The sequence below is a fragment of the Endozoicomonas sp. SESOKO1 genome (assembly GCF_024606265.1).
GTDB lineage: Bacteria > Pseudomonadota > Gammaproteobacteria > Pseudomonadales > Endozoicomonadaceae > Endozoicomonas.
In genome coordinates, this window is record NZ_JAHHPP010000036.1 from 15,975 (window position 1) to 38,847 (window position 22,873).

The window sequence follows — 22,873 nt, forward strand, 5'->3', positions numbered from 1 at the left end:
ATGGAACCCAATATTTTGATCGGACTCATTGCAACAGTGGCTTTTTCTATTGCAATCACTTACTTCATAACCAATAGAAAAGCCAATAAAAAAATATCGAACTACCAGAGCATAGATCAGGCAATTCAAGAGGCAAGCAAAAACATTGCTTCGCTGGAGCAAAAGCTTGAAAGCACAAACAGGGAGGTAGAAAAGTCCGGAAGTGAACTAAAAAAAATGAATAAAGAAACAAAAGACCTGCAGGAACTAAAAGAAAATGCAGACCGTATATTTTCCGAACTCACCGAAAACCAGAAAAAGCTGGAAAATAATAAAATCCAGATATTAAAAACAGAAGAAGACATTAAGTCGAAAGATGAGCAGCTTCATGAGCTTTTATCAAAAATAGATATATACGACAGGCTGGATAATTTTATCGATAATGGTCACTATGAAATTCCACAATACCTTTTTGAAACATCGGAGCGTTTTGCAGAAGAAATAAAACGGATCAGGGAGTTTCAAAAAGAGTTGATCAAAGATAAAAATGCAATTACTTTTCCGGAATCAACCGCCATCAGTGAGAACAAGGCATACAACAAAAAAATATTGGATGGTCAGGTCAAGCTAATGCTGACAGCCTTTAATATTGAATGCGACTCTCTGATTGGGAAAGTCAAACCCAGCACCTTCCCAAGAACCCTCGAACGCATAGAAAATCTTGCGAACAATCTTGAAAAATCAGCGGCAACATTACGATGTGGATTTAATATCAAATACATCGAATCAAAGTATGAAGAGTGCCGAGTGCAGTACCAATATGCCCTCAAAAAGCAAGAGGAACAGGAAGAGCAGAGATTAATCAGGGAGCAAATTAAAGAAGAACAAAGAGTCATCAAAGAATATGAAAGAGCGGTTGCCCAGGCAGAAAAAGAAGAAAAAATGTACCGAGATATGCTGGCTAAAGCAAAAGAGGAGCTAAGTAGGGCAACGGACGAAGAGAGAATTATCGCAGAACAAAGGATATATGATCTGGAACAGCAACTTGCTGAAGCTCAGGCAAAAGAAGAAAGAGCAAAAAGCATGGCAGAACAAACCCGAAAAGGACATGTCTATGTTATCGTAAGCGATCAGCCAACAACACCTACCCCTGAAGCCTTACTGGGGGTATCGTAGCGACTCCGGTTGAATGTTCATTGGCAGCAATTCCGTCACATCACTACCTTTTGACATGGATGGCAACTGCGTCAGAACATGACGCAGCCAGGCATAAGGCTCCTGACCGTTCTGTTTGGCGGTCTCCACCAGGCTATATAGAATGGCACTACTTTTCGCACCGGCCACGGTATCCGAGAACAGCCAGCCTTTACGTCCCATCACGAAGGGTTTGATGGCTCGCTCTGAAGCATTGTTGTCGATATCGACCAGCCCGCTGTCCAGATAGCGTTCCAGATAGACCCACTGGTTTTGCATATACCGGATGGCTTCACCCAGCTTACTTTTTGGGGTGATTTTCGAAGCCTGCTTTTCCAGCCAGGCTTTCATTTTGTCCATCACTGGACGGGCGTCGTTTTGCCTCGACAGGCACTTCTCTGTAGGTGTGTTGTCTTTTATTCGCTGCTCTATGGCATACAGCGTTCTGATCAGGGCCAGCATTTGCCCTGGCTTGCTGGTCGCCAGCTGTTTGCTTTTGGGCAGGGCGTCAAACGCTTCTTTGAACTTGCGGCGAGCGTGAGCCATACATCCAACCAGAGTAATTCCTGTTTGTTCCCGGGCCAGTTTCTTGTAAGCACTGTAGCCGTCGCATTGCAGGTAGCCACGGTAATCTTGCAGGAAGCGGATCGGATGCTCCGATCCCCGCCCCTTCTGGTATTCGTAAATGATAACTGGCTGGCTGTGGGAGGCATTGCGGTACAGCCACATATAAGAAGTCGCTGTGGCTTCACGGCCTTCCTCTTTCAGAACCTGAACCGTTGTCTCATCCGCCATGATCGCTGGTTGTTTCAGCAGTTTTTCTTTGAGGGCTTCATACAGTGGCTCAAGGAGCTCAGCGGTACGCACCATCCAGTTAGCCAATGTCGCACGACTGATTTCAACTTCCATTCGCTTGAGAATGGAGACTTGCCGGTACAATGGCAGGGCGTCGCCGTATTTGCTGATGGTAATCCAGGCCAGCAAGCCCGGTGTCGCAATGCTTTTGGGAATGGGAGAGGCTGGCACCGGAGCTGTTTTAACACCGGTTTCACAGCCACGGCAACCGTATTTCAGGCGCACGTGTTCAATGACGGTGGCCCTGGCTGGAACGATGTCCAGCTTTTCACTGATTTCTTCACCTATGACATGCAGTTCGCATCCACAGCAATCGCACTGTTTTTCTTCTTCAGGGATATCATGAACTTCCCGCTGCCTTGGCAGGTCTTTGGACAGTGGGCGGCGAACCGGCTTTTTCCGCTGGCAGGTGATTTGTTCGGTGTTGGGTGCTTCTTCCTGAGCTTCAGCGTCGGCTTCGAGAGCCTCTTCCACTTCATTGAACATCGCCTGCTGCCCTTCAAAGCGTTCGCTGGAAGGGCCGTACTGCTTGTGGCGAAGCAGGCGGAACTGCTCCTCGAACCAGTTGACCTTTTTTTGCAGGTCATGAAGCTGGCGCTTGAGGAGAGCATTCTCTTTCTGGCAGGCTTTCTCAAAGCACTTGGTGTTGGCGGTCGTCATGTCAGCAAGCCTATCGCAACCGGCTGTTTTTTGTACCGACGCAGGTCATTGCAATGTCAGATTCAGGCGACACTGCGGAATGATAAGGGTTTATGGGCTTGCTTTTGTTCAAGGCTCAGTCCGTCCAGCAGCCAGTTCAGTTGCTGCCGGGTCAACGACAGGTGGCCATCATGAAAGTGTGTCGGCCACTGGAAACGGCTTTTTTCCAGACGTTTGTAGTAGAGCCAGAATCCGGTACCGTCCCAGCGGAGTATCTTGATTTTATCCCGCTGCCGGTTGCAAAACACAAACAGGCTGCTGGATAGCGGGTCGAGTTCCAGGCATTCGCTGACCATAATGGCAAGGCCGTCAATGGACTTGCGCATGTCTGTCGCTCCGGTGACAAGATAAACGGGACAGCTCAGTTCACTGGACGACAGCATTATGCCAATACCTCCAGCAGACATTTCAGACAGTCAGCATTGAAGCCCGGCTCCAGTTCTACTTTGACTCCCTGCGGCATGGACAGGGTAATGCCTGACTTCAATGGGGCAGTATTGATTTCAGAAGTTTCTACGACCACGGGTACGACAGACTGTACCGGTCTGTTTTCGGCAGGCGCCTTGCAGTGACGACGCTTGTGGTAATTGAATGCTTTTGCAGACAGGTTGTGGAGGCGTGCATAGTCGGTCTGACTTAAGTCGCTGGCTTGCCAGGCTTTTATATGGTTAAACCAATACTGGTGCTTTTGTTCTCGGGTCATGGGAACCTCCTGAGTCAAGGAGGGTTCAGTATCCAAGCAAACGACGGGCTTTTGAAGGTGAGGTTTGCTGAGCGCTCACATGTTATCAGCAACATTGGATCCTTTGGTGAAAATGTTTACAAAATCGGCCTGACCCGAAGACTGGAACCCATGGATCGTGTAAAAGAGCTTGGCGATGCCAGTGTCCCATTCTCGTTTGATGTCCATGCGATGATTTATTCTGACGATGCTCCAGCACTGGAAACAGCGCTTCACAGAGCATTTACCCAGGTACGGGTCAATGCTGTAAATCTGAGAAAAGAATTTTTCAGGGTAGATTTGAAATCCATCAAGAGCGCCGTGGAACGAATTTCTGGAAGTGAAGCAGAGTTTAAAATGACCGCTCTTGCAGAAGATTACTATGAAACCCGACGGTTGCAGAATGTAGATACCAAAGCAGCATAATCATATTAAGGGGCGACCTTAAAGAGTTTTTGACCCAAAAGGTACGCCCCAAAAGTACATCATTTATTGGCAATCTTATCAAGATTGCTATGAATCTTGAAAATCACAATCAACAACTCACAGAATATTCTGGTGGTCACCAAACCACCAAGAATAGTTCCAAGACCAATAAAGAAGCCTCCGGAATACTTGTTAAACATCAAACCAAAACCAGAGACTACAACCCCCAGTACCATCAACCAATAAATAAAGGTAATTATTTTTGGTGTTAGCATTGAGTTAAAGAAAATAATATCCTTTGCTATCTTTTCCATTTCAGCACCATTTCATTAAAGGACAATAAATATAAACAATCAGAAAAACTCAAACGATCACGCTTTTCTGGATCAAAGAATGATAGCTATCGTTTTTAATGCGATAACTATCAAATCAACAGGCAGTTTATTGAATAACAAGTATGATTAATTAACACCTCTTGCCGCATCAATCATGGCATTGCCGGTAGAACCGGATACGCCATTTGCCTTGTAGGCTGACACAACAACGCCCTTACTGTTGAATTCAATAACGGTGGTTTCATTCACGTTTTTGCCAAAGTGAGGGATCTTGGTATAGGGGTAGTTCCATACTTCCTTGCTCCCTAACTGTTCTTTTCTACTTGGCGCGCCAATAAGAGCGAATACTTCACTCTCGGTAGTTACCCCTTTTTTGATAGAGTCAAGCTGCTCAGGAGTGACATAGATACCGGTTTCATATCCACTCAGGAAACCGGAGGCAACATCACCAACAGTAGAGCCAACACTTTTGGCAGTTTCTGAAACAGTGCCCATAAAATCATTGGATGATGAACCTGTTGAAGCACAGCCTGTCGCCAGGACAGTAAAAGCAAGCACTGAAATAGTACGAGACATTTTCACCTTATTACCTTATTACCTTATTAAAACTAAAAGCACTCTGGCATAGCCATAGTCATATTAAGGGGCGATCTTACAACTTAAAAGATACACCCCCTTCTTTTTGTGAATAGAAGCTTGAGAAAATCAATCAGATTAATGCAGCTTCGGGCTCACGTTTTTCTTCTTGTGATTTCCACTTAGTTCGATTAAGAGAAATCAGAGATTGAAGATAAGCATCAAGAGCATCGCTGTGTTTTTTAATAATTTGATATTCAACAATATATGAACCTTGTAAAAATTTTATCAAACCGAAAGCAAGAGCAAGGTAAAGAATAAAACCCATAGCACCAACATCTTTAAAGTTTGATATTATATACAAGCAATTATGAATACTGAATACAGTCAAACCTAAATACAGGAAGTTCCAACGTAAATAACGATCATCTTTATCCGGAGTCGCCGCTAAAAAAGCTCCTTTCATTTTAAACAATACCGCCAAAGAGAACAACGCCAAGGCTAGCGTACCTAGAAATGGTAGTGCCGCAAACAGTGAAATAAAGATGGTTTCAGAGTCAACCTTAAATGGCTTTTTAAGCAGTTTGGACACATAGTTCCCCCTACTACCATAAGCCCAATAATTATAAACACCGTTCCCAGCACTGGTGTCATCGGTCGATAGATTAACAATTCTTTCTAACTTAGAACTTTTTTTATTCCACGCACAAAGAATTTTATGGCCAGGCCTTACACTAATATTGTATGAGTTAAAACTAAACTTCCTTTCTTTTCCTGTTTCAACATCTTTAACCCAGACATTTTGGTCACTGTGATAAGACACATTTGATGAAACCCTGGAGTTCCCGGCAAAATCTGTAGATTCATGTACATCCGTAGAAGAATACTTATGAGTCCTTTCATCGACTACTTCGTAAAAAGCAGTGTCATAAAGCGAAGCAATATCAAGATCTTTTTTCATACAACCCTCTAAAAGATCAATTACACAATAGATAATATGTAAATCTGAACAGAAACCATCAAACAAATTCACATAACAAACTTTCTCAGCTTTTTTATTCAAACCGCACAAGAAAAGTATTTTGTGACTTAAAGGTAACCCCCACCGCTAAGTCACAATCAGCCATCACACAAATATCAAATAGTCTTCAAAATATTACAGAAAATATTTTCCTCAAACGTCCTGTCCACTGTTTCAATCACAGGTACGTAATCAAACAATTTGGACATAAAATCAACATATGTTCGTCCATTGCGTTCAAAAACATAAACTGAATAGCCCATGGCGGATTTTTTATTCTTGATGGCTCGTTTTGCAATGACGCCATCCGTTGAAAGTTGTGTCGTGATACCTTGACTTTTCCAAAAATCATGAAAGCCATCAATCACTCGCTGCTTCGGTAAAGTACCTAAATCAACGGTTATTTCATACTCTGCACCCAACGACTTAATTTCTCTATCCGTAATGTTACAGCGTACAGGCTCCAGATTTGCACGGACTGTCGTATCCTTGCCTGCCTTAACACTATAAAACTTCTGCTGATAACCTGGCGCGGTCAGATAAAACTCAAGCTCGCTGCTATCCACTGCCAGAGGTAGACGCAATCTTTGACCTTTTGTGTCTATTGCATAACCACCTTTTGGCAGGTTCGCAACAGAAACCTTACTGGCTCTTCCCAAAATAAAACTGAAACGTGACTGTTGCGGTGACAGTTCTACAAAGCGTCGCTGGGTCTTGAAGCCGGGTGCACTGACCTCAATATCGTACCGACCAGGCTTGAGGCTGATACCATTTTTATAGGTCTCTTTGATGTTCATTACCCGAACTTTTGCATTAGAGGGCTCGGTATAAATAAAGAGGCTTAGTGAGTCACTTCTCGACGGTTTATCGGTTGCTGGTGCTGACGTTGATGATACCCTCACTGAAGACATTTTTTCATCGGAGTCAGAATCTGAAAAGAAGCCCTGAAGCGCATAACCCAATGCCAACCAAAAAAAGAAGTGTATAACTTTCTTAAAAAATCCCGATTTTTTCTTTGACGGAGTTTTGTCACTTTCCTTGGCAGGCTGTGCCAAAGTTTCTTCAGCTTTAATGTTTGAGGTAGTTGTCGTGTCAGTCTTATCAGGTGTAAAAGAAGATTTTTGACTCTGACTGGTTTCGGCTCTGGGCTTTTCCTCTCGCTCACGAATCTTTCGGGTATTAACCACATCTACCCGGTTTGGCTGCTTTTCAGTAACCGGCGGCTCTGCCTTTTCAGGGTCGGCAGGTTCAACCACTGGAACATTATCTGCCTGATCTACTTCAATTTGAGCAGTACCACAATATGGGCAATAGTTAACTTTACCTCCAAACTCACGATGACAGTCATCGTTTATACAAAGCAACTTGTCCATTAATCATTCGTTCTCAAAACTTCCGCCCACTTGCCCTGCCAACTCAGGGCAAGTGAGGGCATGTTGTTAAATTTCCAGGCACAAGCGCCTTGCAGTTCAAAAAAATAAGCGGTTCTTTATACTGTTGGTAAGGGCGGCGGCGTTGATGCTGATGCCTTTAATTCAACCACATCCCTGATGGCCTGCCATCCAGCCCAGCCCTCGCGCCAGCACAGAGTATCCTGAGATACCTGACCTGCCTGAAGATATCCCATCAGTGTTCCTTTAGGATAAGGCCCGACATTCTCGCCGTTAATGTGCAGATGGTAACTGTACTCAACAGGGAGCGCCGGTGGTAACGGGGGTGGGACAGCCGCTCCCGGGATCTCTGTCTTTACAGCGTAACCGTTATTAAACGGCGTATTTGCTGATGAACTGCCAGATCCGAGACGTTGCTCAACCCATCCTTTCTGGAAAAACTCCGGATTCACCATACGTTTCAACCGTGGTGAGCTGCTGTCACGCACTTCCCATGCATAGGCATCCTGCTCGGAGTTTTCCACCGCTTCCGTCCACTTTGCCAGACCATCGTAAGCAGATGGTTCAAAGCGAACCAGTGCCTCTTCCGAGAGGCCCTTCATTTTCGCCCGGGATAAAAGATCATCTTTCAGTTTTGCGGCAATGGCAGAGGCAAAACCCTGAACAGCGACTTCTGTACCCTTTTCGTCCGGCACCAGCTGCGGGGTATAGGTATCACTGGCCAGACTGTCAGCCAATGCTGCAAGTGCAGCGATCTGCCAGCCATCCAGTTCATCGAGCTGCATACAGACTGTATCGATGATTTTCTGGCGATAGGCTTTTGGTAAACCGTTAAGGCGGAATGCCCTTTCATTACCCATGCGACGTACGTCACCACGGCCGACAGTAAACAGATACTGACCTGGTGGTCGTGTATATGGATTACTGTCCCGCTTCAATACGCCCAGCATGGTAGCTAACAGGTAGTAGCGGAAGTCTTCCGCGATCATGTTCAACTGGTCAACTGTTGGTACCAGTGGATGCTCAAACAGCGTTACGTCGGACTTGGTATGTAGCGGGATTTTCTCAGACTCTTTCAGGTAACTGGTTTTCCAGGTTTCCAGACCGCGAAGTACAGTCAGAGGTACACCGGATAATTCCACATAGCAGACCGCACGACCATGAACGCCAGAGTCAACAAAGCTCACTTGTGCCTGTGTTACACCAGCACTGGCTGGCAACCCTGCAAGAATCTCATCACGGAATGCCTGATAGTCAGAAGAGCGGCCAACACCAATGTAGCATTTGAACTGGTCAGCATTCGGGGTGAACTCCCTGCCCATATTGGCATCAATCCAGGGCATGGCTCTGGATAACCAGTTAGAGAACACTTTTTGACGGGCGGCGGGTTCCATTTTTTCAAGGGCCTGAACCAGCGGGTCCTTGTCATTTTCCTCCACCGCTTTATATTCCTGTCTGGCTCGTTTGCTCAGACACTTAAAGATCTGAACCTGACCTTCACCGGACATCAGTTTTTTGAACAACTCTCTGGAACCACCAATTTCCTTCAGTGCCTCTTCAGCCCAGTTTGCCAGTATTTCATTAGACGGCAGGCTTAGCTGATGAATCGGCGTATCGATCTTGCAGTAGTTGGCGTATTGCTTTTTATTATCTTCGTCCAGTCTCCTTTCAAACTGGCGAATTTCATCAAGCATCACAAGCACCGATGCCCGACCTTTCTGCAGCTCACCGACCAGACCACTCCAGATGGCTTCACCATCATCGTTCAGGCCCTGTTGTTCGCCGAGGAAAGCAGAAAGGTCCTGTAACAGTCTGGCTGCCTGCTCTGCGGCTTTGGCGCGTAAGTGGAACTTCAGATAGTTACTGATCTCTTCTTTCAAGTCTTCCAGGATGGCGCGGGCCTGTTTTTCTTTGTTACCAAAAATACTGGAGCCACGTGTTTCCACCAGATTAGAAAGCAGACGCTCATATTCACTGGTACGAAGCGCATCACGGATTTCACCGTAACAACGGGCATTATGCTCTTGCTGCTTGACAATGCCATCATGGGAGGACGAGAGCTTTTCCTTAATCTGCTCAACCAGTGACAGGACATACTCGAGACCACCCAGCTCCCGATTGTCCAGATACTGGTAGAGTTTATCCTGCAGCACTTCCTGCAGATCTGTTCTGAGCAGCCTGCGTACTTCAGTGATACGATCTTCACTGGTGTCGGCAGTACGATCCTGATTACGCATACAGTCTCGCTCAAGGACACCAACAACTTCACGAATACGGGCAGGCCAGTCATCCTTGCCCATGGTATCCGCTATGGTTTCAATTTCTGCATTCACTCGCTGCTCAATACCAGCCAGCAAACTGCCCTGTTTATCTTCCAGCAGTTTTCCGGTCAGGGCAAAATCGAAGAATGATCCATCAGAAAGCTCCAGCTGGACATCGCTACTGAACTCTGGACTATCATCAAAAAGCACCTTTTTGAGATGCAGATGATTTTCCATAAATTCATCGCGCTGCTTATCCGTCGCCCGGTTGGTTTCCCGGTCGTTGGCAGCCACACCGAAAAATACTTCAAGCATTGCCTTGGTCCAGCGGTACATACCCTGATCAGCAATATTAGAGCTTTGGGTATCAAGTACCGACTGGCCAAAAGCTGAATACCCCTTGAAGTAATTCAGCTTCATATCACCAAAACGGTTCTGAGGTACTGGTGCCGAGAAAGGCGTGATCTTGTGCTGAGACTGATTAACGGCAACGGAACGCTTTTTATTGGCAAAATCTGCAGAGCGGAAGTCTTCAAACAGTGTATCAGCCACCATTTCATAGACATCTTTCTGGTCTTCGGTGCCGTGCTGTGCCAGGTTGCCGGAGTCAATCAAATAGACTTCGTCGTAAGGCTTTACACTCAACTGCATATTGTCGTGTAAATCCCAGCGTTTGACGAAGTTGCTGCCACCTTTCATGCAGGTTTCCAGCTCCATCAAAGAGGCATAACCATTTGCTTCGGTGCGGTCCTTGTTGGCAGAGGCATAGCCAGAGGGCAGGAACAGCATCATATCCACTTCATGGGCAGATACATCCTGACTGGCAATAGCGCCAGCCAGCCAGCCCATATCCAGGAACGAGCCTGCCCCAGTACCACCGGCAACAGAACCAATCACCACAATACGGAACTTGCTGGTGTCGATTTCCATACCCAGCTTTTTCAAATCCGATTCTTTCGACAAACTGCTCTTGAGAGAATGCAGTTTGTTGCGAATCATATCCCGAATTTTTGGGTACTTATCGAAGAAGTACAGACGGGAAATCCCCCGCATCTGACCCGCACCTTTCGATGGATCTATACCCAGCTCACGGATTTTACGAGGCGTCAGCGGCGACCATTCTGCAATATGAGGATAACGATCCAGGTCATCATCGCTGCGGCTGTACTTCTCAATGTTAAAGCTTTCTACCAGTTTATCTTCATCGCTCAGTTTGACCAGTTCACTGAGGGCATCCAATTCTTTCTTGCGGGATTTACCAGACTCAACAACCGAACCATGATCCAGGTCAAAATGAATAAATTCGGCAATATGGAATTTTTCCAGCGATTCAACACGCTGGGGATTGCCGGCACTGCCCCAGGTCGCATTTAAAATACGACGACGTACCCGCAGGGCCACTTCCATACCGGTACCACCAACGGCAATAAACAGCGTTGGTCTCAATTTAACGGTCTGTTCGCCCTTATCCCGGGCACCGCTCAGCTGCACGCCGACTGAATCGTCTGTACTCATTGTCTTCTTCCTTGAATCAATTAATTACGGCTGCCACGAATGGTTTGCACCAGAGTGATGACGGGTAGTATTGCCAGGCCTGCCATCACCTCAGGCAACATAAATCTGGCAGGGCTGATGATCATTAATAGAACAGAGAACGACGTGGTCATTAAGAAACCATACAACCACCAACCGGCAGAGTTTGCCTTATTGGGCGACAAACGCTTTTTACTGTCTACCAGCGAGTTGGCATAAGCGTTTTTCATAAAAAAGAAAATAATCGCCAACACCAGCATAACCCCGGCACCTATCGCAAGATCACGCATAAAGGTGTCAGCTACTGCAACCACCTCTTCCGAAAAGCCGGGAGAAGGTGATGAAGAAGCCACATCGTTTGCAGCGCCCGGTTCTGGAAGGGTAAATCCGTTATTAGTGTTTTCCTGACTCATAGTTTCCGCGTCGCACTATCTATAAATGTGTTAAAAAAAATGGTCTTCTGTAAAGTGAAACAGGGAGAAGCACCCTATTTCATCACTTTTACACTATACCCCGGCTCAACTGAAGTCACCTTGGGAGCACCCAGTGTTCGCCGAATTTGGGCTACCACCTGGCCGTCAATTGAGATATCTTTCTGCTTGAACGGCCCAAGATTCACCTTACGTCGCTCGCCGTTTACTGAAACTGAATAATCCTGGCTACCACCATTGCGCATCAAAAAGGCCGTAACACTTAAAGCCATCAGCACCAGTAACACCATGATCAACATCGGGTATAACGGGTAGCTGACTTTCAGGTAAACCGGTATCCGGGCAATCGAGTTTTTGACCTCTTCCGGCGGGCTGAAAACCGCAGGCAGAGGGTCGCCGGGAAAGAGACGGTTCAAACGTTGAATATACTCACCATCGACACCAAGAGATTGCCCTGCAAGCTGAATCTCAATAACAGCCGGTATGGTAAATTGCTTACCGGCGCTGGCCAGTGCCGAAGGTGACCAGATTGAGGGAATAGATGCCAGGGGCATGGGGAGCTTTATGACCACCTCCATACTGTCGCCAGGCTTAAGATTATTCAGCCTGGTACTGGAGACTGGCAGCGGATCATTCCAGCCATTTCCCCGAAAACGGGCAGATACCCTGGCGGTTTCTATCACATAAGGTGAAAAGTCATTTACCATGCGAGCCTTTATCAACGCAACCGGTAGAGTAGTGCCTGCATCTACATTAAGAATCAGAGACCGTTGATCCCGGGCTAACTGCGCTGCTACCTGGTTATTACCGGCAACATCCACAGGAATTAATCGAACGGCGTCTGCATCAAGGGGTTTTAACCTTGCCGGGGCCTGATTAAGCACTTTTGCAATCTGCCCGCTTTGCTGCAAACGTGTAAGGTGATTAGCCGCTTCAGAGCCATATGCCAGGGCATAAATCATTGCCCCGGACGAGCGATAATGATTGCCCTCCACTGGCATACCCAATGGAAAAGCCAGAGCCCGGCTAATGGACGGCTCCCGATGGATAAGATTGTAGAAATCCTGATTTTTACGGGCAGTATCCTGACTGTTTCCCGGGCTGTTTTTATTGTTGGAGAATAGCCAGACAATGCCAGGCTGCCCCTGGAAATACTTGATAATTGTTGTTTTAATGGCTTCATTCAGGTCAGTGTCTGCAAAAGATTGCCCACCTGGCTTTCTAGCCACAGCAATACCATCAACAGCAGCCGCATAATTGCCATTAGCAGCCCCCTGATAAACCAGTCTGGGGGAAGGATTGCCTGACAAACTCTGATTAAAGGCAGCTACCGAAATTCTGTCATGCTGGCTTGCTGTTGTCGCAATAATGGCCTTGACCAGAGGCTTGTACTGAGAATCAGGGTCGGTATAGAAAGGTTCCATCCAACCGGAATTCTGAATCAGGTAAGCCTGCTGCATAGCGAACAAAGGCAGTGGGAATAATAACGCGACAGTTGCTATTCCCCGTAACAGTAACTTCAACATCCGCTTTCCAGTCTCCAGCCAGAAATATTCTTAAGCTCCCAGTGGTACAACCACAGATAGCCGTTATAAACAAAACTCTGACTTTCCCAGGGGCGGCTGACTTTAAAACGCTCAAGTGTCTGCTCTGGCTCTCCCAGCACCACCACCTCACAGGCCTGGCGATGAGTAGAATTTAGAATTCCTTTTAATGACTCAGGGGATTGAAGCCGAATACAAAGCGCTGTTGGCGTGATTGAGCTGACCTCAATCAGGTTGACACCAAATTCAACGATTGGCAGAAGTATTTCACCAGTGTCGTTAATTTTTTCACCAACAAACCAAGGCTCACCACTATGATAGTTTTCAGAATCAAGAAAATGGGTAAAGCCGGTACTTAAACGCGGGTTGGGCGTAGAATGAATTTCTGTGGTACTGGCAGCACTGCCCAGACGAACATAACAGTATGCATCCTGAGAGTCATCAAAGCAGAGTTGCCAGTATTGATTGTGGTAACGTGCAGGGGCCCCAAATTCAAATTCAGGATTGATACTGTTTAACCAGGGTGTTACCGAGCTGCTCAGCTTATCGCCTGCAAAACTAATGATCAGTTGATGGTGTTCAGAAACCCAGATGATTTTTCGTTCATCCTGTACAGCACGAAGATAAAGACCACCAGCCTGTTCAGTGAGGGGAAAAAATTCACCACCCTTATCCTGATCTTGTAAATCATACTGATAGAGTTGAGTAGATTCATCTACATTGACAGGAACATATAGAAGATTGTCCCTCACAACAGGCGCTGCTTTTGCTTGGCCAGAAACAATAACTCTTGACTCAAAGTGCTGAGCAACCAGATTGATTCTTACTTCAACAACACCTTGCTCACAGGCCAAATAAATGGCATCAGAATGTACCGGATCAGTAACTACACAACCCCATGCATCCATCGGCAATATGCTATCAGTAACGAACCCGTTCTGGTCTTCAAGCCTGCTCCAAGTGTTATCTTCGGGGTTTAACACAAACAGAGAATGCGTTTTTATGTCTATTGCTACCAGTCTGGCAGCATGCCATCCAAAAGCCCCGACAATAAATCGATAGTTTGCCCCATGGGGCATGGGGAGGTAGGTATCCGCTCTGACTCCAGAATCATCTTCAGGTTTCACCTTGATTGACTGTTGAGCCCCCCCCATACCCGTGAAATTCTCAGGTGTACTGGTAGACAGAGCAACCGATGGCTGTAACCAGAAACTATTCGGAGCAATAGATACTTGAGGAGCTTCTAAAGGTGAACTGCATTCAGGGCAGAAGTTAAAAGCTGATGGTAAAAATGTTTGGCGGCATTTTTCCTCCGGCGACATACACTGTTTGGCGCCCAGCAACTCAACGTAGCCTTTGGAGTATTTCCCAGTTAAGCCAGTGGGCACGAACTGCCCATCACTGCCGCGATACCAGACGTCCCTATGCCAGCTTAAGTCTTTCCACTCTTCGATAACCTCAGAGTCACTTTCCATGTTGTTTGCAATGTCCGCCATATGATCAAATACTACTCAAGACTACTGAAGCTGCGTAAAATTCTGGAAAATAATAGATGACACTATTTATATAATCAATACGAATTACAAGCATTTAGAAAGTAAGTGGTTACCGTACTAAAGGCCTAATTCTGGGGCTCGTTTTGGAGCTATTTCAAGACCATGGTCGCCAATCGGCAACCTAATAAGTAGCTGGCCATATGGAATCGAATATTTCTGGCTACTTGAGCTGGTACCATGCGAGGCACATCGGAGGGAGCATAGCCGTAGCTATGTGACCGGAGTTGTAATGAAGCACGACTGCATGGATGCAGGAGCAGGTGCTGGGAGTGCCAGCACAAGGAGTTAGATATATATGATTTCATATGGTTAGCTACTTATTGTACTCATCAAACCCAGACGTCAGGTGCGAGTTAATTGCGGGAGAATCTCTTTTGACCCAAGTGATTTGTAAACTTCTGAGGGGATCACCGGGGAAGAAGGATCTAATTTTGTTAATCTTCTGATCAGCGCATGAAATGAGCGACTTTCCCATCTTGTTTTATCTATGAACTTTTCAAGCTTAAGATCAATTCTGGCATCAAAATTCTTGCAGGTCCTACAGCTAAACCTGTTCTCCCTCTGGCAATCATGAGATTCTCTTAATTTACAGAAAATAACAATTAATCCAATGTTTTTCATGATGTCATTTTTTTCGGCGGGAATATCAAACACTGCTTTATTAAAGTCTATGAATTTTAAAGAGCTCTGGTTGAAAAAATATACAACGTTGTATTCGAAAAGGTCATCATTTGCAATGCCATTTTCTAACATGAATTCAGCAGCTCTGGATAAGTTGTCAATTATAAAATTCAGATTACCATCAGTCAGTTTGTTTTTTTGTTTAACCATTTCTACCATTAAGTCGTTTAAATCGATATCTCCCAATTCCAATAAAATATGTCGGTAATCATCAATATAAGATGTGAAAATATCAACGATAAAAGGGCACTCCTTCAGTAAAGTCAGCGCTTTAACTTCTACATTGAAAAATCTTTCATCGTTGCATTTCCACCCGTCAAATATTTTTACAGCGAATCGCTCAGGTAGCCCTTTTTCCTTAACAGCTGCTGTCCCAACATAAATATGAGAAAAAAGCCCACTACCTATTTTTTTATGACACACAATCCGGTTTGAAAATGCACAGGAAGTGTCGTCATTAGCATCACTATCACGATATTGAGCTGGTACAGGCTGTAAAGTTTGCTGACTTGAACAACCTGACTGTATTCGATCCATATGCACCTCACCATTGCAATAAATACTGTATTTTCTATTGTCCTAACAGACTATTACCTCCGTTTAGAGTTCATTAAAACATGCATATTTCTGTTATAGCGAAAAGCCCGAAAATCAAAGCCATTATCAGCTGTTAGCAGCCGACACTTTTTTCTGCCATAAAGTTCTGCCACAACGGGTATTATCAGGTAAATTCATATGGAGCAGGGCTCATAAAGAGCCCTGTGTTGTTTAGAACTTTATGCGATAAAACAGTGAATAGAGCACCGGCACCATACCCAGGGTCAGAATGGTTGAGAACAGCAATCCGGCAATAATGGCTACTGCCATCGGTTCCCACATCTCGCCACCTCCCAGGTACAGCGGAATCATCCCAAGGACGGTGGTCGCTGTTGTCAGCAGGATCGGGCGTAGCCGACGTTGAGCCGCTACAATAATTGCTTCCTGACTGGAAAGGCCATTGTCGTCAATCTCATATTTGATCCGTTCCAGCAGCACAATGGCATTGTTGATGACAATGCCGGCCAGAGAGATGATTCCCAGTAAGGTCATAAACCCAAAGAATGATTGCGCCGTCAACAGGCCAATGATCACGCCAATCATACCCAGTGGAATGGTAGCGAGGATAATGGCCGGCTTACGCAGGGAGTTAAACTGGGCCACCAGAAGAATCAGGATAATAAAGGCCGCCATGGGCAGTTTTTCACCAATGGACTGGTTGGCTTTGCCTGAGCTTTCCGCTTCACCACCCAGTTCATAGCGATAACCGGCAGGCCATTGAGCTGACTGTTCATCCAGCCAGGGCTGCAGTTTGGCAAAGCCCTCAGATGCCGTCATACCCGGGATCAGTTGTGCGCCCACCGATACGGTTTTCAGGCCATCACGCCGCAGGATTTGTGCCGGCTCCCAGGCGACTTCAATATCTGCAACCTGTTTCAGGGTGACGGACTCTCCTGTGGACTGGATAAATACCGAGAGGGTTTCCAACTTGTCGATATCCTGCCGGTCGGCCTCCACAGACCTCAGAAGCACGGGAATGGCATCTTCACCCTCCCGGTACTGGGTTAGCTCAAGTCCACTCAGACCACTTTGCAGAGAAACAGCGATATCCTGGCTGGTGGCTCCCACTCGCAGGGCCCTGGACTGGTTAATCACCACTTTCAGCTTTTTGATCCGTTGCCCCCAGTCATCACTGATATTTTTCAGTCCACTGATTTGGGACATTTCAGCTTTCAGCTGCTCGACCAGTGAGAACAACTGGTCAGTCTCTTTGCCATAGAGCCGTATTTCTACCGGGTTGGTAATGGAAACGCCACTCTCGATACGGCGGCTGGTAATTTGCAGGTCTGGAAAGTTGTCAAAGGCGTAGCGGTCCAGCTTATCAATCATCTCATCAATGATTTCTGATGAGGTGGTATTAACGACCATCATCGCATAGTTAGGACTGGCCGGCTCCGGGCTGTGCTGAAGCACAAACCGTGGCCCGCCGTTGCCAATATGGCTGATCCAGCTGGTGACGCCTTCTTCAGTGCGATCAGTGTGATCAGCATTGACCTGCAGCTCTTCTTTTATGAACGCTTCCAGCGCTTCAACAATGGTTTCAGTCCGTTCTATGGCCGTTCCCAGGGGAAGCTCCAGTTCGGATTTAAAGTAGAGTCGATCGGAAGGTGGAAAAAAGATTTTTGGTACGTATTTAAAACCGCCCATAACTACTGCAAATAATACCGCCGTGGCAGCCAGGGAAATTATCCGGTGCTGCAAAACCCAGGTCAGCAGCTCCCGGTATTTCTGGTAAAAACCACGGTTATAGTCGGTGTTTTCCTGCCTGGTTTTCAGAAACTGGACACATAGCAGTGGTATCAGTGTCATGGACAGCAGCCATGAGCAGAGCAGGGTAATGGTGACCACCATGAACAGGGAGGCGGTAAATTCACCGACAGCGGATTCTGCCAGATAAATGGGCAAGAAAGCGGCGGCTGTCGTTAAGGAGGACGTTAGCAGTGGAATCCGAAGTTCACCGGCTGAGTCAATGGCAGCCTCAACCGGCTTTTTGCCACTGTTCATCTGAACCATGATGCTCTCGGCCATGACAATACCATTATCAACCAGCATGCCCAGGGCGATAATCAGTGCGGCCAGTGAGATTTGATCCAGTCCGATATTAAAGAACGACATCACCAGCATGGCTGAGATCATACTCATGGGGATCAGTGAGGCAACAATCAGTCCGGTGCGAGGACCCAGGGCAACCAGCATAACGGCTGCAACCACCAGAACTGCCTGAATCAGGTTGCTGACAAAGTCATTAACCTTGTCTTCTACCTCTTTTGGGGAAAAGTTAAGGACGTTGAAATCAATCCCGATCGGGTAGGTTTGATTCAGGTAGTTCAGTACTTCCCTGACCTGCTCGCCCATGCGGATATTGTTGCCACCTTCCCGCATGGAAAGACCCAGCCCCAGGGCCAGCTGGCCAGAAGAGTGGACTTTGGAGGAGGCCGGATCAACATAGCCGCGCTTGATGGTGGCGATATCCTCCAGGTAAACGACATTCTTGCTGCCGGGAATGGCGACAATGGTATGGCGGATATCATCCACAGATTCAAAGTTGCCGCTTGGCTCCAGCTCAATACGTTCCATATCCAGCGTAATGGCACCACCGGGAACCACAATGTTACGACTCTCCAGCATTTGCATCAGCTGTGAGGGGGAAAGTCCAAGCTCAGAAAGACGAGCATTGTTGTATTCAATAAAAATACGCTCTTCCTGGGCTCCATAGATTTCCACCTTGGCCACTTCCGGTACCCGGAGAAACTCATCCCTGGCCTGATCCGCGATGTCTTTCAGTTCAGCGTAACTGAACTCGGGGCCGGTGAGGGTCACCACAATCCCAAAAACATCACCGAACTCATCATTGACCTCCGGGCCGATGACGCCATCGGGCAAATCTTTGGCTGCATTCTCGATCTTACGCCGAAGGTTATCCCAGACAGGACGCATATTGGTGTAACTTTCCTGAATGCTGACCGTGATGATCGACACACCGGTCCGTGATGTGCTTTTCACAAAGTCCAGTTCCGGTATTTCCTGGATGACTTTTTCCAGTTTGTCGGTAATCAGCTGTTCAACCCGTTCCGGGCTGGCACCGGGGAAGTGGGTAATGACTTTGGCGACCCTGATGACAAACCCGGGATCGTAAGCTCTTGGCAGGTTCTGGTAGGCCTGAAGGCCAGCGATGATCAGTACAATAATCAGTACCAGGGCCGTTCGGTTATTGTTTATTGTCGCTCGGGTAATGTTCATCGTGCGGCTCCTTCCTGGAGCCGGACTCTCATACCCTCGCTCATCTGGCTCATGCCGGCCGTGACGACCCGGTCACCAATAACAAGCCCGGATTCAACAATTATTCCCTGTTTCGACAATTGGCCTGTGGTAACGGTCTTACGGGTAATGCTGCCGGTTTCATTTCCTTCATCATTGACCACATAAACGAAACGACCATGTTTGTCTTCCATAACGGCATAGGCCGGAATCAGGATAATGTCGCTGCGGGGGGATTTCTGTTCTGCCCTGACCACCACCGACATCCCGGGTAATACCAGGTGATTGTCAATGGCCGGCATGGCAAAAGTCACGGAATAAGTCCGGGTGTTTTCATCAGCCTGGGTTGAGGTTTCTCTCAAGGTCAGTGGGAACAGACGATCAGGGATGGAGCTGAAGCGGGCGTGGAAGGTGTAATCGCCTTTGTGATTCCTTGAGCGAACCAGAACGCTTTCGGGCAGTTCCATTTCTACCAGGAGAGCGGAGGTGTCCTGAAGTGAAATGACTTCCTGTTTGGCCGAAACTTCTTCATAGTTATCGACATAGCGTCGTGCAATACGTCCGCTAAAAGGCGCCCGCAAAATGGTGTATTCCAGCTCCTGCTGTGCAGCCTGGAGTTGCGACTGGGTGGTGGTGACCTTGGCTTTCAGGTTGTCCAGTTCCGCACGGGCAATGGCGCCTTTTTCGATCAGCTTTCTGGCCCGTTGGTAATCTGCCCTGGCAACCTCGTAGGAAGCCTGCCGGTCTTTTAACGTGATGTCGAAATCCACCTGGTCAAGCCTGGCAATCTCGTCCCCTTCCTGAACGAACTGACCTTCCCTGACCAGAATATCCTGAAGCTTACCGGCTACCCGGAAACTGAGATTGGCTTTCTGCACTGCATCAACGGTTGCCGGAAACTCTTTTATCCAACCGGATTCGGGAGCATTAACCACAATGGAGCGAACCGGTCGAAGCACTTCTTCCGGTTCAGGCTGCTCCTGGCGGCACCCGGACATCAAACTCATGGTCAGAGCCGTTAGTATTATTGTTCTCAACGCATTCTGTTTAAGCTTCATCCTTACTCCGTGCCTGGCTTTTCTGATCATTATTGGGTACATGGTATCAAAAAAATGTCATGGGAATGTGCTCCTGACGATGCGGGTATTACGAGGAGTGAATGCCGATGAGTGAATTCAATACTTGTCCCCAGTGTGGCCAGCCGAATCAATGTGCTTATTCGCCAGGGAAACTACTGGAAAGTTGCTGGTGTTTGCAGTCTCTTCCCTCTGAAAACAAACCCGGGAGTCCAGTATTGCTCCCTATTCCAAAAGAGAAAACCAGTTGTTACTGTGCGCGCTGTCTAGAAATAGTAAAGAAGGAAACGGGTTGTGATAAAAGCGGTGCTGGTTAGTCTGTTAATGATGAATTTGATAGCCTGTGCCAGTTTGCCATCCGACTTTCAAACAAAGCCATCCCACGCGCTGGAAACGGCTGGTGCCCAGCCAACGCGTATTGGTCAATGGGTCGGGAATGAAAATGCCAAATACCCGGGTTTAAGCGGTTTTCATCCACTGTCTGATGGCCTGGACGCTTTTGTTGCCAGGCTGGCATTGATTGAAGCGGCGGATCAAACCATTGATGCCCAATACTACCTTTACCATGATGATCTGGTCGGACAGCTATTTCTTCAGTATTTGTTAAGAGCTGCTGATCGTGGTGTCCGGGTTCGCCTGTTATTGGATGACCTGGCCATAACCGGTCTGGATGAGGCTTTGGCTATTGCCAATGAGCATCCTTTTTTTGAAGTCAGGCTGTTTAATCCACTGGCTACCCGTGGCTGGGGACGCGCGGTTCAGTTGCTGACCCAGTTTGACCGGGCCAATCGACGGATGCATAACAAAAGCTTTATTGTTGATAATCAGCTGGCCATTCTGGGTGGCCGGAATATTGGCAATGAATATTATCGGAACAGTGCCGTTGAGTTTGCCGACCTTGATATGGTCCACCGGGGGGTTGTGGTTCCACAAATTTCCCGTGAGTTTGACCGTTATTGGAACAGCCCGTTAAGTTACCCGGCTGAATCACTCATTAATAGAACGATAACGTCTGAAGATAGACAACAACTCAAGAATGATCTGACCAAAGCGGCTGATTCGAGAGAAGGACAACAGTACATCAGTCGCCTTAATCAGGCTTTACTGCTTGAGCATATTGCCAGTGGATGGGGGCGCTGGTATTGGGGCGATGTCTCTGTTTATGCCGATGAACCGGGAAAAATTCTGGCCCCCGTTTCTGACCACTGGTGTTGGGGGGGAGGTTCTGTTTATGCCGATGAACCAGGGAAAACCCTGTCTCCCGTTCCAGACCAGTCGACCCAACTGTTTCCCCGGCTATTGCCTTATTTAGACGGTGCCACCAGCGAACTGGTGGTGTTTACCCCTTACCTGGTGCCGGGAAAAGAGGGGGTAAAATACTTTGCTGACCTGGTCAACAGGGGGGTCAGGGTGGTATTGGTGACCAACAGTCTTGCTTCAACCGATGTTGCCATTGTTCATGCCGGGTACAGCAAATACCGAAAAGATTTATTAGCAGCGGGTGTTCGCCTTATTGAGGTGAAGACTCAAGCCGCCAATGGAAAAGTCCATAAGACCATTACCGGCTCCAGCAGAGCCACTTTGCATGCCAAATTCTTTATTATTGATCGACGTTATCTGTTCGTTGGCTCTGCAAATCTTGACCCAAGGTCGGCGTTGTTGAATACCGAAATAGGCGCGATTTATGACTCACCCGCGATGGCGAAAGACTTTATTTCTGGTTTGGGCCAGCTGGACAGTGACGGGTTCTGGGAATTGAAACTGACAGATAGTGGTATTCAGTGGTTTGACTGTAATCCACAGTGTCGTGCTATCAGCAATATTGACCCGGAGAGTTCCGTGTTTACCCGAATGGGCATTGGTATTCTCTCTTTGCTGCCAATTGAACAACAGCTGTAATAGAATACAGACGACAGAATAATGATAATAGAGCTACAGGGAGTTTGACCCATGTCAAATCAGCATAATCATATCCTGATCGAACAGCAGGATGATATCCTGACGATCCGCTTCAACCGCACTGATAAAAAAAATGCGCTGACAACAGCGATGTACGCTTCCATTCTTGAAGCACTGATTGCTGCTGACCGGGATGACAGTGTTAAAGTGATTCTCTTTGCTGGCCAGCCCGATATGTTTACTGCGGGCAATGATCTTAAGGATTTTCTGACCCGGGATACCACCGAAGAGCCAGAAGCCATCAAAGTGCTACGTCAGCTTACGGTACAGAAAAAGCCGATGGTGGCAGCCGCCAGTGGTATTGCGGTAGGTATCGGCGTGACTTTACTGCTCCATTGTGACCTGGTTTATGTCGGCGAAAACACCCGGCTGCGTCTGCCTTTTGTCAATCTGGCCGTGGTGCCAGAAGCCGCCTCCAGCTTGCTGTTGCCGGATATTATGGGGCGTCAGCGGGCGTCAGAACTGCTGATGCTGGGGGATTTCTTTGATGCCCGGCGCGCCCATGAATATGGCATTGCCAATGCCGTCGTCGCCAATGAAGAGGTCTTTGAATATGCCCTGGCAAAGGCCAGGGAGCTGGCAGCAAAGCCCCGTGAAGCGCTATTGCTGACCAAGAAACTCATTACCCGTACCCGTCGCCGTGATGTTCAGCAGCGCATTGATGATGAAGCGATCATCTTTGGTGAGCGATTGCTTTCCGAAGAAGCCCGACAGGTAATGGGGGCCTTTTTGGCTGGTAAGTCGTAGTCAGGTTTACTGAACATGAGTGGCCATGGTGCT

19 protein-coding genes are annotated in these 22,873 nt (G+C 47.2%); 5 read left to right on the top strand and 14 right to left on the bottom strand.

Features of this window, described 5'->3' with window-relative positions:
- Positions 1–1,155, top strand: a complete 1,155-nt coding sequence (locus KDK13_RS02235) for a DUF4041 domain-containing protein (RefSeq protein ID WP_257283172.1) — start codon at positions 1–3, stop codon at positions 1,153–1,155.
- Here KDK13_RS02235 and KDK13_RS02240 read toward each other — a convergent pair.
- The 3 genes from KDK13_RS02240 to KDK13_RS02250 form a co-directional block, all read right to left on the bottom strand.
- The gene (locus tag KDK13_RS02240; RefSeq protein WP_257283173.1) at positions 1,138–2,688 is read right to left on the bottom strand and encodes an IS66 family transposase; all 1,551 of its coding nucleotides are present in this window, start codon (positions 2,686–2,688) and stop codon (positions 1,138–1,140) included. The genes KDK13_RS02235 and KDK13_RS02240 overlap by 18 nt on opposite strands.
- A gap of 62 nt (positions 2,689–2,750) precedes the next feature.
- A complete protein-coding gene (gene tnpB / locus KDK13_RS02245) occupies positions 2,751–3,110 on the bottom strand; it encodes an IS66 family insertion sequence element accessory protein TnpB (RefSeq protein WP_257283174.1) in 360 nt (119 codons plus the stop codon).
- Positions 3,110–3,430: a hypothetical protein gene (locus tag KDK13_RS02250; protein ID WP_257283176.1), complete on the bottom strand. Its 321-nt coding sequence runs from the start codon at positions 3,428–3,430 to the stop codon at positions 3,110–3,112. The genes tnpB and KDK13_RS02250 overlap by 1 nt, the downstream gene beginning before the upstream one ends.
- Here KDK13_RS02250 and KDK13_RS02255 point away from each other — a divergent pair.
- Complete coding sequence (locus KDK13_RS02255; protein ID WP_257283177.1) at positions 3,392–3,874, top strand: GIY-YIG nuclease family protein; 483 nt, start codon at positions 3,392–3,394, stop codon at positions 3,872–3,874. The two genes, KDK13_RS02250 and KDK13_RS02255, sit on opposite strands and share 39 nt — an antisense overlap.
- Positions 3,875–3,933: 59 nt before the next feature.
- On the opposite strand, the gene KDK13_RS02260 is transcribed toward KDK13_RS02255, so the two are convergent.
- The 11 genes from KDK13_RS02260 to KDK13_RS02310 form a co-directional block, all read right to left on the bottom strand.
- A complete protein-coding gene (locus KDK13_RS02260; protein WP_257283179.1) occupies positions 3,934–4,188 on the bottom strand; it encodes a DUF4282 domain-containing protein in 255 nt (84 codons plus the stop codon).
- Positions 4,189–4,335: 147 nt separating this feature from the next.
- Complete coding sequence (gene bamE, locus KDK13_RS02265) at positions 4,336–4,785, bottom strand: outer membrane protein assembly factor BamE (protein WP_257283180.1); 450 nt, start codon at positions 4,783–4,785, stop codon at positions 4,336–4,338.
- A gap of 133 nt (positions 4,786–4,918) precedes the next feature.
- Positions 4,919–5,848 carry a hypothetical protein gene (locus tag KDK13_RS02270; protein ID WP_257283181.1) on the bottom strand — a complete coding sequence of 310 codons (930 nt, stop codon included), beginning with the start codon at positions 5,846–5,848 and terminating at the stop codon, positions 4,919–4,921.
- A 74-nt stretch (positions 5,849–5,922) separates the two neighbouring features.
- Complete coding sequence (locus KDK13_RS02275; RefSeq protein ID WP_257283183.1) at positions 5,923–7,179, bottom strand: PEGA domain-containing protein; 1,257 nt, start codon at positions 7,177–7,179, stop codon at positions 5,923–5,925.
- A 116-nt stretch (positions 7,180–7,295) separates the two neighbouring features.
- Positions 7,296–10,973 carry a tubulin-like doman-containing protein gene (locus KDK13_RS02280; protein WP_257283185.1) on the bottom strand — a complete coding sequence of 1,226 codons (3,678 nt, stop codon included), beginning with the start codon at positions 10,971–10,973 and terminating at the stop codon, positions 7,296–7,298.
- A 20-nt stretch (positions 10,974–10,993) separates the two neighbouring features.
- Positions 10,994–11,404 carry a hypothetical protein gene (locus KDK13_RS02285; RefSeq protein WP_257283186.1) on the bottom strand — a complete coding sequence of 137 codons (411 nt, stop codon included), beginning with the start codon at positions 11,402–11,404 and terminating at the stop codon, positions 10,994–10,996.
- Positions 11,405–11,478: 74 nt separating this feature from the next.
- Positions 11,479–12,948 (bottom strand): hypothetical protein, encoded by a 1,470-nt coding sequence (locus KDK13_RS02290; RefSeq protein ID WP_257283188.1) that lies wholly within the window; start codon positions 12,946–12,948, stop codon positions 11,479–11,481.
- Positions 12,942–14,462, bottom strand: a complete 1,521-nt coding sequence (locus KDK13_RS02295; RefSeq protein ID WP_257283189.1) for a hypothetical protein — start codon at positions 14,460–14,462, stop codon at positions 12,942–12,944. The genes KDK13_RS02290 and KDK13_RS02295 overlap by 7 nt, the downstream gene beginning before the upstream one ends.
- Before the next feature lie 402 nt (positions 14,463–14,864).
- Positions 14,865–15,740, bottom strand: coding sequence for a hypothetical protein (locus KDK13_RS02300; RefSeq protein WP_257283190.1), 876 nt, complete (start codon positions 15,738–15,740; stop codon positions 14,865–14,867).
- A gap of 231 nt (positions 15,741–15,971) precedes the next feature.
- The gene (locus tag KDK13_RS02305; RefSeq protein ID WP_257283191.1) at positions 15,972–19,040 is read right to left on the bottom strand and encodes an efflux RND transporter permease subunit; all 3,069 of its coding nucleotides are present in this window, start codon (positions 19,038–19,040) and stop codon (positions 15,972–15,974) included.
- Positions 19,037–20,116, bottom strand: coding sequence for an efflux RND transporter periplasmic adaptor subunit (locus KDK13_RS02310; RefSeq protein WP_257283193.1), 1,080 nt, complete (start codon positions 20,114–20,116; stop codon positions 19,037–19,039). Before KDK13_RS02310 ends, KDK13_RS02305 begins: the two co-directional genes overlap by 4 nt.
- Positions 20,117–20,223: 107 nt before the next feature.
- Between KDK13_RS02310 and KDK13_RS19110 the strand changes: the two genes are divergently transcribed.
- The 3 genes from KDK13_RS19110 to KDK13_RS02320 are packed head-to-tail and all read left to right on the top strand — an operon-like array spanning position 20,224 to position 22,840.
- A complete protein-coding gene (locus tag KDK13_RS19110) occupies positions 20,224–20,451 on the top strand; it encodes a cysteine-rich CWC family protein (protein WP_373692196.1) in 228 nt (75 codons plus the stop codon).
- Positions 20,452–20,458: 7 nt separating this feature from the next.
- Positions 20,459–22,033, top strand: a complete 1,575-nt coding sequence (locus tag KDK13_RS02315) for a phospholipase D family protein (RefSeq protein WP_257283194.1) — start codon at positions 20,459–20,461, stop codon at positions 22,031–22,033.
- Between the two features lie 51 nt (positions 22,034–22,084).
- The gene (locus KDK13_RS02320) at positions 22,085–22,840 is read left to right on the top strand and encodes an enoyl-CoA hydratase-related protein (protein ID WP_257283195.1); all 756 of its coding nucleotides are present in this window, start codon (positions 22,085–22,087) and stop codon (positions 22,838–22,840) included.
- The last annotated feature ends 33 nt before the right edge of the window (positions 22,841–22,873 follow it).